Raw genomic sequence first — 15,536 nt, 5'->3', positions numbered from 1 at the left:
ACCAGTTATTTATATAAACCCCGTGATTTCATCTCTTCGATAGATTTCGCATAGTTATCATCTTCTATTTCCTGCGTAGCAACCCATTCAGTAAAATTCTTCAAACCTTTATCAAAAGAATATTTAGGTTCAAAACCAAGCTTACTTCTAATTTTACTTAGATCGGCATAATTATGTCGGATATCTCCTATTCTATATTTACCAGTAATTGTTACAGTTGTATCAATACCATAATTACTGATTAATCCATTGGCAACGCTGATTATATCAGTGGGAACTCCTGTCCCAACATTAAATATTTCTCCATCAGCAGCATCTTCTTCTATTCCAAGTATTGTTGCATCTACGACATCATCGATATAAACGAAATCTCTGGTTTCTTTACCGTCCTCAAATATATTTATACCCTTACCATTTTTTATCTGAGTGGAAAAGATCGACAATATACCGGTATATGGATTTTTCAGAGACTGACCCGGACCATAAACATTCTGGTAACGGAAAGCAACTGGTGCAATGCCTAAAGTCGGGCATACAGTCATAATCATCTGTTCCTGATTTTGCTTAGTTATTCCATATACAGATGACGGATGAATTTTAGACTCTTCATCAGTTGCTACGAGTTCGAGATTATCACAGCCGCAATATTTAACATCGAAGTGCTTGGTATCCATATCACCAGATGTACGATGCTTAGGATAAATGAAACCAAAATCAGCATGTTTATATTTCCCTTCGCCGTAAATGGACCTGGAAGACGCCACTACCACTTTTTTAACCTGATGCGGTTGATTTGCAAGTATATCCAACATAATAGCCGTGCCGTTTATATTAACGTTTACATACTTTTCAATTTCATACATTGACTGTCCTGTCCCTGTTTCAGCAGCGCAATGAACAATTACGTCCTGATTTTTAATTGCCAACATCCAATCACTCTTTGAAGTGACGGATCCTTCTATAAAGTTGACTTTGTCTTTAATTTGATTATATAACCCAGAGCTTTTATCTGGATATTCTCCGTGAATTTGTGGAGATAAATTGTCAAGTACTGTCACCTGATAACCCTTAGAAATTAATTTTAAAGCTAAATTGGACCCTATAAACCCCGCCCCACCTGTTATTAATATATTTTTCATTTATTACCTATACCTATTTATTTCCTTACTGATTTATTTTTCAAGTTCAACCTTGTCGATCAAAAATCTCTGAACTTCTTTGTTTTGAGCGTTTACTGAAAACCAAATAATATAATTTGGCATCAAGTACATTTTGCCAAATGATACTTTCCGGTAGCCCCCAATTAAATCTGCAATTGGAATTTCCTTCGAAATTAAATATTTTTTGTGTACTTCATCATAAACTCCGACTGAAACAGTACTTTTTTGATCGATTTTACGATTTTCAGCGTTTAAGTTAATTTTCATAAAGCAATTTATCTTAACCTTCTCTTTAAAAATCGCTTCGTCAAACCCATTCAAGTTGACCCGAACGGCCCATTCATTTGTAGACCCAAGAATGCTGGCTGCTTTTTTATCAGAGGCTTCTACATCGGAAACAACTTCTGCCAACCTTCCCTCCTGATAAAAATCGAACTTATCCTGCTGAAGAATATACTTATTTCCATAAAGCGAAACATATTTTTTATGTTTTTTCTCCAAATCTGCTCTTAAGACATTTCTATATGTATGAAGAGCATTTTTAACATAAATATTATCGTATGTAAAGGTTTCCAAATTCTGAATAAACAAATCTATTTGATTCTGGCCAGCTAATGCGATAGAATTTGAACTAGCCTTTTCTCTTTCAGAAAAGTTCTGACCAGGAAATAGATATACTGCGGTAAATTCTAATGAAATTTTTTCTTTTTTAACGCGTAATAGCAATAAAGGATCTTTTGAAACTGCACTTAATGCCTTATTAAAAAGTAACAATCCTTGTTCTACTACAGAAGGCGTAATAAAAGAAACATCTTCATTAAATGTATTTAACCTGGACCCTGATTCCAAATATTCCTTTTCCACCAGATAATAATAAGATTTGATATATTCAGAGGCCGCTCCATAATAACCATCCATATATTCATTAACCAAATCTTTGTAATTTAAATTAGGATTCCATAGCAAACGTCCAGTTACCCAAGCTTGCATATCAGTAAAATATCCGTAACCTTCCGGGTTAGTATTATCTTCTATGAATACACCCTTAAAGTTATTACTCAATAAAAATTGAAGATCCTCCCTGAGATGGTGTAGGCCAGGATGCGGCAATAGCGGATGTGCGAAATTTGACTGATACCCCCAATAGAAGTTATCTTTTGATAGCTTAGCCCACTCAGTTATATTATCTCTTACTCTGGCATTATTTTCCGATTTAATAGAATGACCGACATCTGCATCAATCGGTGCAAAACGAATAATCACATTCGCGCGAGGTTTAGTTATTGCAGGTGCCTTTTCTGTTGAATAATAGGCTAGAGTTTCAATTCTTTTTTCGGGGTACTTTAATTCTACTGCCTGTGCAACTTTATTTATAAACTGCATGAGCAATCCGGAAACAGATCCCTCTGCCTTTATAACTTTCTGACAGTTATCACATTTACAATATTCTCTATTATCATTTTGAGAAACAGATACAATGTCATATGTTGGGTTTTCTCTTATCCATTCGAGGGTATTAATTATAAATTGTTTTTGTAACTCTTTATTAGTCAAACACAATTGCGTAGCCTGAGGAGCTGGCAAAGGTGTTTTTATAGTCGAGGGCAGGTCATTATTATTTGGATCGCTATACCATTCCGGATGGGTCGAAAAATACTTTGAAGGAGGTAATATGACGCTAAATGTATGTACAAATCCAAGTATACTTATCGAACCACCAGACGTTTGATCCAGGGGTAACCGATCTCCATTTTCATGCAGCGATAATGAATATTCTTCGCCATTTAGTGAATTATAAGTAAAATGACTACGGTAACGGAATGGCGGCGAATAAGAATAATCTATATCCGATAATACTATATTTTTTCTCTCAGGAATGTATTTAACTTCAGGTGTCCACCATCTACAATCTAGATTACGGGATAAAAATTCATATACTGCGTAAATTGTTCCCCTTTTTCCCTCACCGTAAAGGAGTAAATTAGTGCCGCTTCTTTTAATCATTACTCCGTCATTCTCCAAAGACTGTAATTCTCCAGCTTTAACCTCTTTCTTAAGAAATTTTGTGCTTCCAATAAATATGAAATTTTGCGTACTACCGGCATCAACTTCAGACTCCGTGATTATTTTAAAATTACAAGACGAAATGCTATCCAAATAATATTTAAGCTGCTGGGAAGCTTTTATTTCAGAGACAGTTGCCGACGACGGAAGTACAATAGAATACAGGGTTTTACCTTCGTTTGTCAACGTCAGACTACTCTGTGCATTTAAAGTTAAACACACAAGTACAATTAATCCAGTATATAATAATTTCCTCATATTCTTCAATTCAAGAATGTACCGTCTGGATTTGTCTTGTCCCAACTTAGTGTCGTTTTATTGTATCGCTTTACAACTTTCGCAGGTATACCCACTATTACCGAATAATCAGGAAAAACACCTCTTACAACTGAGCTTGCACCAACAATACATTGATCACCCAATATCGTACCAGCTTGAATTGCTACTCCGTACCCGATAAAGCAGTTATTACCTATGCGTGTTTCTTTGACGATCATTTTTTGCTCAAGTATATGTTTTCCAATTTCCTGGTAATCATGATCAATGTTTGTCACGAATGTATTCCCCAAAATTGTGGTATTACTACCTATCACTAAACTTCCTGCAGATGTAATGTGAAAATTCTGTCCTATAGAGATATTTTCTCCAAATTCTATGGTCCCGTTATGGTGCGTCTCTATCCGTAACCCCGGTAGTATTCTCACCCTCCTGTTAACGGTAACTCGGTTTAAACCCAATGTGAAAATCGGCACTCCAATATGTGAAGGAAATGAAAATTTCCTAAAAAATAGCGCGTAACACAATGTTATTATGCCCCAGTACAACTTATATATCATATTTTTCTTAGACTAGTTATTATTATCCTTCTTATATATTTCACTTTACTGAATGCGTATACAGCATAATAAAATGGCAAACTTATTAACCGATTTAAACGAGCCTCTTTTAGTGTTAACTCACTCCCTCGTTGCATGGCTTTCAAATTGGCAGAAAGACCGCTATGACCAAAACTTGGCTTGCCATCTCCAGTAAAAACTAATGACTCTGGTGAATAGTAGAAATTTGAATTAGCACAGTAGCGAACCCAGAGATTAGCATCCTCTCCATGCGTCATTTGTTCATTATATCCGCCGAATTTCTCAAATAGTTCTCTTTTAAAAATAGCTGTAGATGTTTGTGGATAAACTTTAATAAGTAACTCATTTACCGAAGCTTTATGAAGTGTGCTAATTTCCTTGCCCAATATTTTTAGATTTTCATTATTTCTACTACATCCCAAAAAGTCTATTAAATTATTATCGTTTAATATCTCGACTTGCCGTTCTATTTTTCGTGGCAGCCATTCATCATCAGAGTCAAGCAGTGCAATTAGCTTTCCAGTTGATTGCATCATTCCAACATTTCTGGCCTTCGAAACCCCTGAGTTCTTCTGATTAATTATAGTTATACTGATATTTTCCTTTAGCTGATTATCAATTATATTGTTAACAATATCAAGAGACTTATCAGTTGACCCATCATTAACGACTATAACTTCAAGTTCACCAGCGAAGGTTTGATTTAATACCGAATAAAGACACTTCCTAATTGATAAACTGGCATTATACATTGGTATTATTACAGAGATCTTCATTTTTAACTTAATATTTTAAACCATTTTTCTAAGATCACTTCGTCTGACCAGTCATTGCTTCGAGCATACGCATTGTTACCCATTTCAGTAATTAGATTTTTACTCTGAATTAATTCAAACAATTTATTTTCAAATTTCCCTGAATCATTCAACGGTACCAAATATCCATTAACATTATTCTCGATAATATCCCTCGGTCCTGAGGGACAGTCAAAACTTACGCATGGTATGCCGAAGGAAATAGCCTCAAGCAGAACCATTCCAAATCCTTCGCTAACTGATGTAAGAGCAAAAATCGACGCACTTTCATAGTAGGTCTCAATTAACTTAGTTGTAGCATTAAACTTAACAAACTCTTCAAGTTTATATTTTGCTACAAGCTCCCTTAATTCTTTTTCTAATTCACCGCTTCCTACTATATCCAGCGTCCAATCCTTACACCCACGTTTGTAAATTATATTACTCCAGATCTTTAACAGAATTTCTTGTTGTTTATCGGGAGTAAAACGGCCCACGTTTAAAACTCTCTTGTTAGTTTTTGACGCCAATGAATATGGCAAATTCGATCGGAAGTGAGGAATACAGATTGCGGGCATACCATCCTTGATATATAATTCAGTATCTGTCTTTGTCGGAACAATATATGTTCTACACCTTTTATAAAGCACCTTTTTAATGAGATTATATACTTGGTTGTAAGCGGATTTCGCACCATGTTCTGTAATAAGGACCTTACGCATATCACTTCCAGCGAGGCTAAACTCAAGTACGCTTAATGGATGTGCCAGGTAATAGAAATCATACTGATTTGACCTAAGGTAGGCCTTCAACTTTCCTGAATTGCGCACAACATTTTTAAATGCAGCAAAAATTCTACTTACTCTATTATGCATATTAAATTTAAGCTCATTATTAAGCGTGACGATCTTTACCGATTCATTAAGTCTATAGAATGAATTAGGCTCATCCTTGACAAGAATTGTAATATCGTACTTAACACTTAGTTTGTCACTTAACGTTGCGATAACTCTTTCTATACCTCCCGCGGGATGCATACTATTAAAATAGATTAAAATTTTTTCCATGATTTGTAGTAGTACTATTGCAAGAAGATTTTATATGGAAAAATATAGTCGCCTCTTCCCGCAACTTCAGCAAGAAGACTATAAAGACTATACCCATATACTCCAAATATCACAACATATAATAAATATGTGGTTTTCAGGCTTCCCTTAGAAAGGTAATCTATTACGTGGACCAGAAGAATCGATTCCGTCCAGAAGAAATACCATTTCATGCGATAAGCTAACTGCGGCAAGCCATTTAAGACAGTGCCTAATAAGATTCCAAAAACGAACAAATTGACGAGTAGATTAATCATCTCGTCTTTTGGTTTATATCTAAACTTAAGAAATATGAAAATAAAACCTAATAAGATCTGTTTGACCGACACAAAGGCGTATTCTTTCTCGGCTAAATACACGGCTACTTTATCTGCAGATACCCCTGGCACAGAAACAACGGTTAAAGCCATCTCTACCAGAGGGACAGTTATTTTGAATACATTAATAACACTACACACTGCAACCAGGGCAAGCAGGATTTTTTGCGAAAACTTGATATTGAACAAAAAATAACCTGGAATTAGAATAAGTGCCGTGACATGTATCTGCGCTGCTATTAGCATTAGTAGCAAAAAGGGAAGAAACTTACGCTGATATATAAATGGAATACTAACCATAAATATCGAAAGTGTAATTCCTTGTCTTATAGCAATGAAATCAAATAGAAAAAACAAACTTGTAAAATAGATTAATAAAGAAAGCCCGAAGTTAGGCGAGTATTTATTAAAAAAATAAGTTTTCAGCCCAACAGACACAGCTGCCATAAAAAACACAATACCCTGAAAGGGTATTCCTAATGTTTTAAAAATATTATTTATCCAATAATACCCAAATTCTATTCCCAAACTTGATGGATTGGACTTTGAAAAATTATAGATGTCGAGATAATTTTCATAATCGGGTTCGATATCGCCACGTAAGCCTACGAAACTTATTAAGATCAGGTTTACTAAAATAAATATCAGTAATTTCAGTTCTTTGGATAATCTAACCTGCGTTAGAATACTCAAGAGCATAAGAAATACAAATAAGATATAATAAACCATAACTCCGCCTATTTTTTTGATCTATAATCTTTAAAAGATTCATTTTCCCATTTAAGCAAACTCTTCCAATAAATCGCTTTGTTTTTTCTCCCTAATAATGAAAATGCAATTAAACGTTGCCATGCGATCAAACGATAAATTAAATGGGATAAATATATCTGATTCAGTTTACCTGTCTTCTTGTAGAATTTATATTTACTATCTAAGGATCGCTTGATCGAATTTTCTTTAATATTTTCAGATGCTCCTTCCAGATGAATGATTCTGGCTTCCGGCACAGAAAACACCTTGTGTCCGTTATTACGAATCCTGTATGTAAGCTCGGTTTCTTCATAATACATAAAAAAGTCTTTATCAAACCCGCCTACATCGTGAAATACCTTTTTCCTTATCATCATGTCAGCCCCTGAAATAAAACCATTTACTAACAGCGGAGAGTCTGTATAATTAAAGTTCAGATTCTTACCAAATTTCAATCTAGAAATCAAGTTCCCCAGAAAATAATCTAATTCAGCACCAAACCCAGGCATCAATTGTGAAAATGAAGTAGCAGGTAAAAGGTTAACATCATATAAGTTTCCGCCACAGATTGCTACCTCATTATTTTGCTTGAGAAAATCCAAAAGAATTTTTACAGCATTATTAATAAGCAAGGTATCTGAGTTTAGAAGAAATATGAATTGCCCTTTTGCAAAAGTTACCCCCAAATTATTGGCCCTGCCGAATCCCAGATTTTCAATACTGTCGATAAGCTTTACCTGCGAAAAATTAGTTTTAACACATTCTTTAGAACCGTCAGATGAAGCATTATCGACCACAATTATTTCAAAATCGACTTGTTCTGTCTGCGCATAAATTGACTCTATACAGGCATGTAAGAGTTGCCGTGTATTGTAATTAACAATTATTATAGAAACATCCATTTATTTATTTAGAAATTTATTTCTCACGTTAGCAATTTGTATAATCATTAGTTCATTTTTAACAATGAAATATTGAACTGCACTATATACAACCCCACATAACGGTACTGACAGGAGGCAAATAACAAGATGGTTAGATACTAAGAAGTGTCTTAAAATGTAAGTAATGGGTATAAAGGTAAGCGAAATAAGAGTCGTTTTTATGATCAGCTTATAGTTAAAAAGACGCTGAATCACAAATGAAGAAAAATATGCGAACCCACACATGACAGCTAATTCCGAAAGAACGTTTGCAACAGCAGCACCGAGGTAAGCAAAATGAGGTATTAATGCAAAATTAAGAACTAAACTGACAACAACACCGATCGCAACTGATATCGTTACCTGTCTGTCTCGTCCCGCTGGAGTTAATATCTGAATTGCCCACACGTTACTTAATCCGATGATCAGCACCACAGGGGCAAATATCTGCATGGGTAATATAGCATTTGAAAAATCCTCCCCTGAAAACATGATAATCAACTCAGGAGCCAACGCTATTAATCCGCAAGTCATTGGAATTCCCAAAAAAATGACGAAATCAAAACTATATTTCGCCAATCTTTGAACTTCTTCCATATTTTTACTCTTAAACGCCTGGGAGATTTGCGGTATTAGAACTACACCCAGCGAGGTTAAAACAGGGATAGTGATTTTGTTAATCTTCGACGCCGCCGTATAATAACCCACGTCTGTATAACCTTTCAGAAAACCAAGAATTACGGTATCCAAGAACGCATATACACTAATAGCGGCAACTGTACTGAATATATATATTAGAGGTTTAACATGCTTTTTTAACGAAATCTTCCTAATCAACCCTAAATTAAGATAACTTCTTGCTGACCATATATTCCAGATGTTATTTAAGACCATGGTTCCAATAGTGATCCATAAAAAATAAATGTCATCTGATTTTTGTTTAACGAGGATAAATAAGGCAATCAGTGCTATAGACTTAATCAGGAGTGATCTGATAGCAATAAATTTAAAGCGCTCTAATCCAGAAAAGAACCAATCGATATTACAAAATCCCAGGAGAACCATTAAGGTAGCTACCAGATAGAAATCGAAGTCTTTGTATAAAGATTTAATATTGATAACTAAAACAAGATATACACTCAAAAAAAGTACACTAGTAATAAAATTAAGCATCACCATTTCAGTAAAGAATTGCTTCAATTTTATGGAATGATGCCTTAATTTAGCCACTTCGCGTACCCCATATACCGGAATACCCAGAGCTGCAATAAGAACAAAATATTGCCCAAAACTAGTTACAAATTGAACTTTCCCGATTCCTTCTGGTCCTAATATCCTTGAGGCATAAGGGAAAGTGACAATTGGAAATATGATTGTACTAATCGTTAAAGCGAGATTGTATAAAAAATTTTTTTTAATTAAACTCAAAATATTTATATAAAACCAACAAACAACCTGTTTATTTTAATGTATCAACTACTGTTTTCCGAATCAATAAGAAAAACACTGTTAGAAAAGCGGCCAATACCATTCCTATTGCACAACCAATGAGCGGACTTATTCTTTTTATTTCTAAAGGAAGAATAGGTGCGTCAACTACCTGAATTAATGGTGTCTCCTTCAGCAGATTTAATTTTGAAAGCTCCAAATTCTTCTTTAATTCACTTAATACAGCCTTATTTGTTTCAGTGGTCACTTGCGATCGCTGCACAGGAGCAATCCTTTGAGCCTGTCTAGCACTGTTCAGATTTGGTGTCGCATCGACAATTGACGCGGCAGAGAAAATTGCTCCGTTCAACACAGCAAGTACAGAGTCTGTCTTATGCTGCAGAATAGCAATACTAGCCGACTGCTTCTTAGTTTTTGTTTGGATATAAAAGTCATTTACATTCTCAACCAGCTGTTCATTCAGCATTTTTGAAAATGCTTCATTTTTAGACTTAACCTCCACCTGAATAATATTCAGTTTTTTATCTGGTTTAGATACGTCCAGATAGTTTTTATTGATGTCTTTCACTATTGTACCTAACAGACTGTCCTGAACCCTGCTTTTACCACTTGATGATCTAAAAGAAGTATCACTCATTTTAAGAAAATGAACATCATGGATATTATTTTTTTTAGCCCATTTCTCCTTTAACTGATTAAAATCAATGTAAGCGTCAATTAACAAACCAGGCTTACCGCCAAACTTAACTTCAGTCAAAAGCGTTTTCTCGATCATAGACCTCGATTTGTATAATTCAGGAATATTATCTCCTTGAAACAAACCGCCCCCGCCGCCGCCGAGATCAATGCCAGCCATCGAGGCAAGTCCTGCGTACTGGGCAAGGCCCCCACCAGCTTTATCTGATTCCTCCAAAACGAACGTCGTAATTGCACGGTAGACTGGCTTCTGAAAGGAAAAATAGATAAATCCGGATATTCCTCCTGCAATGGCCAATAATATTATAGTTACCCATTTTGAAACAAGATAATTATACCACTCTCCGATTTTTTGCAGCAGCTCCTTTAAAGTATATTTTTCTTCGTAATTAGTGCTTGCTTCTCTATGTGACATATGCTAATTCTGACCTATTAAATTATATTATCTAAGTACACTGATAAGTACCGCAGCCACTGTAGCAAGCGCGGATGTAATACCAACCACACCAGCTACTCCTAGTTTTTCCCTGGGTGCACGTTTAGGCACAAATATCTCCGCTCCAGGCTTAACCTTTGGATAATTGTTAAAGAAAAGAAATTTATGATTCGCATCAACCGCACCGTTGGCATACTGGATGTACGCGCCTTTCTTATTTGCATTATACGTAAACCCTCCCGCACCGTTGATATAGGAAACCATACTCTTATTTGAGCTGTAAACTATATTTATCGGGCGAAGTACCTCACCGGTTACTTTCACGGTCTGTAATTGCTTAGGAACTTTAATTACATCGCCATCTTCAAGCAGAAGATCATATTTAGAAAGAGGTTTTTTCAAAATTCTAACTAAATCAATTCCGACTAAGTCGCTACCTAAGGTTTTAACTTCCTTAGCCAGTTGAGCTGTATCAACAACGGCCCCTTCGCCTTGTTGTAAACGCTTCAAATTAGCAAGCTTTTGCATTTCTTCCTCTTCTTTTTTCTTCGAAGCAGCTATCAAGGTTTTGGATTCTTTTTTCAAAATAGGATTACCATATTTATCTAACTTTACCTCCTCATCTTCCTCTGGCTTATCAGGACCGGGTCTTTTTAGCGAGGCTCCTTCGGCAAATGACAAAGCTGTTAGGCCGCCGGCACGTTTGATCAGATCAGAAATACGTTCGTCCTTACGAGTAATCGTATAAATACCAGGGTACAAGACTTCACCTTCAATCTTAACCTGCTGCTGTACCTGATACCCTTCGGAACTCCGTATTGACACGATATCGAAAGGTTGCAATACAGGGGCAGATTCCATTATTTGTAACTCTGGTGAAATGCTTACGTTAATAACTTCGGCGGTAATTGCATTAGCAGAGGTAGCATCACTATTTTTGATCCTTCTGGCAATCTCCACCCTATTCGGAGTAGCACCTTCCTTAAATCCACCCGCCATCTGTATTAACGATTCTAGCGTCATTCCTTCGGCAAAATCAAATTTCCCCGGATTTCTCACTTCACCTTTAATATCGACCTTATACTCGTCCCGCAAGTCAAATAAAGAAGATATTGTAACTTTATCTTCACGCTTAAGAACAATATCTTGTTCAGCGCCACTTAAAATTTTACTTACATCAAATGATTGCAGTGCCAATGTATTATCTGAGTTCAATCTTGATATATAACCTCTATTTAAAAATGCATCTTCTTTCAATCCATCAGCTTTCAGAATAAGTTGTTTTAAAGTCAAGCCGTTTTCCAGTTCATACTGCCCGGGACGAAATACAGCTCCGGTAATCTCAACACGATTTGCAAAACGGTCGAGAATCTGTTCTACAACATATTTATCTCCGTTCAACGGATTATATTTGCTGTAATCATCAGCAAATACATCAGTTATCCTTCTTTCTTTATTTGTGTTTTGCAGAACCTTAATTCTTGCGGTATAAGCTTTATTTGAGAAACCGCCCGCAAATCTGATTACATCTTCCAGACTTTCGGTATTCAGAACCTCAAATAAGGCAGGCCTTTTTACCTCTCCGGACATTTCAACTCTGGATTGATAAACCGGAATATTAATAATATCCTGATCTTGTAACCTAACGTTACCTTTCTGAATTCCATTCAGCAAAAAGTCATAAACGTCGATGGTGGCAATAACATTATTATTACGGACAACCTGTATCTTACGGAAAGATCCATTTTCATTCGGTCCGCCTGATGCATTTAAAGCATTGAAAACTGTAGATAAAGAGGATAAGGTATAGGATCCTGGTTTAACTACTTCTCCTAATATCGTTACTTTTATACTTCTGATATTTCCGAGGTTTATTGCAACTTGAGTTCTTCCACTTTTTAAGCCAGGGTATGTGCCACTCATTAAAGAGCGTAATTTAGAAGTTGCTTGTTCGATAGACAGACCACCAACTGAAATTAAGCCAACATACTGTAACCTGACATTACCGTCTGGGCTTACAGTCAATTTGTAATTGGCTTCGTTATCGCCAGTCAAATCAATGAGCAACTGATCATCAGGGCCAATTATATAACTTTTTGGTGTTGCCATTCTTAAATTTGGCTCAAACTTAATATTGCTGTTTGCAAATAGCTCTGCCCCAAAAATCTTTGGTATTAGGTTGCCAAAAGCATCCTTCAATTCTTTCTTTTTCTTCTGTTCTAAATCGTACTTTGTTTTTGTGGAATCTCTTGGTTCATCATCACCATATGATCTTTCAAAAGTATCATCAACTTCTGAAAATTCATTTTTTGTCTGATTTTTATTCTTTGGATCTTTATCAGAACCAGTTTGTATCTTAAGCTTTTCAACTCTCAGCCTTAATTTCTGAACTTCCTCCGGCTTCATTCCCTGAGCTGCAGCCATTTGTTCTAGCTGCACGTCAGTATACCCAACTGATTCGGCCTTTTGAATCAGCTGCTGGATCTGGGCATCAGTTAAATCGTCAACCCTTACATCAGAATAATTTGTCTGTGCATAAGCTCCAGTAGAGAAAGCTATAGCTATCACCAGAATTAAAGACGCAATAATTTTTTGAAAATTCATATAACGTAATCGTATTAAAATATTATTCGAAAGAATTCAAAGTGTTGAAACCACCCTTTTTCAGGTATTCATCTTTTCGCATCAATAGTAAATCTGCCTGCACCATATCCTCTACCAGCATAGCCAGATCATATTTAGGTTCCCAGCCTAATTGTTTTTTTGCTTTAGAAGGGTCTCCCAATAAAAGGTCAACTTCTGTCGGGCGGAAATATCTTGGATCTACGCGTACAATGGTTGTACCTAATTTAAGGTTGGCGTCATTTAGACCCAGTGCAATAACTTTGTCGGTATCAACGTCAATGATTACACCTTTTTCATGTTCATCTTTACCCGAGAACTCTACGTCAATTCCTAATTCGGCAAAGCTCATCTTAACAAATTCACGAACAGTTGTTGTTACACCAGTTGCAATTACATAATCTTCGGCCTTTTCTTGTTGTAAAATTAGCCACATCGCTTCTACATAATCTTTAGCATGGCCCCAATCGCGTTGCGCAGAAAGGTTACCTAAATAAAGACAGTTTTGCAGACCTAAAGCTATTTTAGCAGCAGCCCTGGTTATTTTACGGGTCACAAATGTTTCACCTCTTAACGGGCTTTCATGATTAAATAAAATCCCATTGGTCGCAAACATCCCGTAGGCCTCCCTATAATTAACCATAATCCAATAACCATATAATTTAGCAACGGCATATGGCGAACGTGGATAAAATGGTGTCGTCTCACTCTGCGGTACGGCTTGAACTAAGCCATAAAGCTCTGAAGTAGAGGCTTGATATATTTTTGTTTTCTTCTCCAACCCCAATATCCTTACTGCTTCCAGTAACCTCAATGTTCCGATTCCATCTGCATTAGCTGTATATTCCGGCATTTCGAAACTCACCTGCACATGGCTCATCGCAGCAAGGTTATAAATCTCGTCTGGCTGCGTTTCCTGGATAATCCGAATGAGGTTAGTAGAATCAGTCAAATCGCCAAAATGAAGTTTAAACCTCACAGCATGTTCATGCTGATCCTGGTACAGGTGATCTATACGTTCGGTATTAAATAATGAAGAACGTCTTTTCAATCCATGCACAAAATAACCCTTTTTCAAGAGAAACTCTGCCAGATAGGCCCCGTCCTGTCCCGTAACACCCGTTATCAAGGCAACTTTCATCAGCGTATATTATTAAATTAATTAAAGTCATTTCAACGTGCATAGGCGCTATTGAATAAATGACTTCGAAATGATTTCTTAACTAAGAAACAAATATAGAATTATTAATGATGCAATTTGAGTACAATTGGGCCAACGAAATGGTAACAGTCCAGCTATTATCTATCTTGATACTGAGATTCATAATATTTTTGATATTCTCCGCTAGTAATCTGGTCTACCCATTCTGCATTCTTCAAGTACCAGTCAACTGTTTTAGCCAAACCTTCTTCAAACTGCAGGCTAGGTATCCATCCTAGTTCTTCCTGTAATTTGGAACTGTCAATTGCATAACGCAAATCATGGCCGGCACGATCTGTTACATAAGTAATTAATTTCGCAGATTCTCCTTCTGGGCGGCCCAGCTTCTCATCCATTATTTTGCAAAGGAGATTGATGAGATCAATATTTTTCCACTCATTATGTCCACCAATGTTATAAGTCTGGCCAGATTCTGCTTTATGGAATATGACATCAATAGCACGCGCATGATCTTCTACCCAAAGCCAGTCACGTACGTTTTCTCCTTTACCATAAACTGGTACAGGCTTATTATTCTTTATATTATTGATTGCCAGAGGAATCAGTTTCTCCGGAAAGTGGTGCGAGCCATAATTGTTAGAACAATTTGATATGACTACATTCATACCATAAGTGTCCTGATAGGCCCTCACAAAATGATCAGAACTTGCTTTAGATGCCGAATACGGGCTGTGCGGATCGTAAGCAGTTTCTTCTGTAAACATACCAGTCTCTCCTAATGCACCATAAACCTCATCTGTAGACACATGATAAAAACGGTGAGCGCCATAATTATCTTTCCAGACTTCACGGGCAGCATTCAGCAAGTTAACCGTACCGATGACGTTCGTCATGACAAATTCCATAGGATTAGCGATAGAGCGGTCTACATGTGACTCGGCAGCCAAATGAAGAACAGCATAAGGCTGCAATTTTTTAAAAGTATCTAGTATGAACGCCGCATCGGTAATATCTCCCTTCAGGAAGGAATAATTATCTTTATGTTCAATATCTGTCAGATTTTCCAGATTCCCAGCATAAGTAAGCTTATCCAAATTTACAATCTGATACTCAGGATAATTTTTAACAAACCTCCGTACTACGTGTGATCCGATAAACCCTGCTCCGCCGGTAATAATGATAATATTATTGTTGTTCATT

The 15,536-nt window shown here is 36.3% G+C and carries 12 protein-coding genes; all 12 read right to left on the bottom strand.

The genetic code is table 11. The annotated features are described in order from the left end of the window. Positions 1 to 5: 5 nt before the first annotated feature. A complete protein-coding gene (locus BM192_RS12325; protein ID WP_037443132.1) occupies positions 6 to 1,139 on the bottom strand; it encodes an NAD-dependent epimerase/dehydratase family protein in 1,134 nt (377 codons plus the stop codon). Positions 1,140 to 1,172: 33 nt separating this feature from the next. Further along, positions 1,173 to 3,482, bottom strand: a complete 2,310-nt coding sequence (locus BM192_RS12320) for a DUF4838 domain-containing protein (RefSeq protein WP_037443134.1) — start codon at positions 3,480 to 3,482, stop codon at positions 1,173 to 1,175. A 5-nt stretch (positions 3,483 to 3,487) separates the two neighbouring features. Next, complete coding sequence (locus BM192_RS12315) at positions 3,488 to 3,928, bottom strand: DapH/DapD/GlmU-related protein (RefSeq protein ID WP_201771401.1); 441 nt, start codon at positions 3,926 to 3,928, stop codon at positions 3,488 to 3,490. 128 nt (positions 3,929 to 4,056) lie between these two features. Next, positions 4,057 to 4,857, bottom strand: coding sequence for a glycosyltransferase family 2 protein (locus BM192_RS12310; protein WP_037443138.1), 801 nt, complete (start codon positions 4,855 to 4,857; stop codon positions 4,057 to 4,059). Between the two features lie 2 nt (positions 4,858 to 4,859). Continuing rightward, the gene (locus BM192_RS12305; protein WP_037443140.1) at positions 4,860 to 5,942 is read right to left on the bottom strand and encodes a glycosyltransferase family 4 protein; all 1,083 of its coding nucleotides are present in this window, start codon (positions 5,940 to 5,942) and stop codon (positions 4,860 to 4,862) included. A 14-nt stretch (positions 5,943 to 5,956) separates the two neighbouring features. Then, positions 5,957 to 6,997 carry an EpsG family protein gene (locus BM192_RS12300; RefSeq protein WP_074964010.1) on the bottom strand — a complete coding sequence of 347 codons (1,041 nt, stop codon included), beginning with the start codon at positions 6,995 to 6,997 and terminating at the stop codon, positions 5,957 to 5,959. Between the two features lie 38 nt (positions 6,998 to 7,035). Next, positions 7,036 to 7,950, bottom strand: coding sequence for a glycosyltransferase family 2 protein (locus tag BM192_RS12295; protein ID WP_037443144.1), 915 nt, complete (start codon positions 7,948 to 7,950; stop codon positions 7,036 to 7,038). Continuing rightward, the gene (locus tag BM192_RS12290) at positions 7,951 to 9,399 is read right to left on the bottom strand and encodes a flippase (protein ID WP_037443146.1); all 1,449 of its coding nucleotides are present in this window, start codon (positions 9,397 to 9,399) and stop codon (positions 7,951 to 7,953) included. Positions 9,400 to 9,430: 31 nt separating this feature from the next. Then, on the bottom strand, positions 9,431 to 10,531 hold the full coding sequence (locus BM192_RS12285) for an LPS biosynthesis protein (RefSeq protein WP_037443148.1): 1,101 nt from the start codon (positions 10,529 to 10,531) through the stop codon (positions 9,431 to 9,433). Positions 10,532 to 10,558: 27 nt separating this feature from the next. After that, positions 10,559 to 13,156, bottom strand: coding sequence for an SLBB domain-containing protein (locus BM192_RS12280; protein WP_037443150.1), 2,598 nt, complete (start codon positions 13,154 to 13,156; stop codon positions 10,559 to 10,561). A gap of 22 nt (positions 13,157 to 13,178) precedes the next feature. Next, entirely contained in the window at positions 13,179 to 14,315 is a 1,137-nt protein-coding gene (gmd, locus tag BM192_RS12275; RefSeq protein WP_037443153.1) for a GDP-mannose 4,6-dehydratase, read from the bottom strand. Positions 14,316 to 14,473: 158 nt separating this feature from the next. Beyond that, positions 14,474 to 15,535, bottom strand: a complete 1,062-nt coding sequence (gene rfbB, locus BM192_RS12270) for a dTDP-glucose 4,6-dehydratase (RefSeq protein WP_037443155.1) — start codon at positions 15,533 to 15,535, stop codon at positions 14,474 to 14,476. Position 15,536 lies beyond the last annotated feature (1 nt).

The sequence above is a fragment of the Pedobacter antarcticus genome, assembly GCF_900112985.1.
In the GTDB taxonomy this organism is placed as follows: domain Bacteria; phylum Bacteroidota; class Bacteroidia; order Sphingobacteriales; family Sphingobacteriaceae; genus Pedobacter; species Pedobacter antarcticus.
This window is presented reverse-complemented; position numbering and strand designations above follow the sequence as displayed.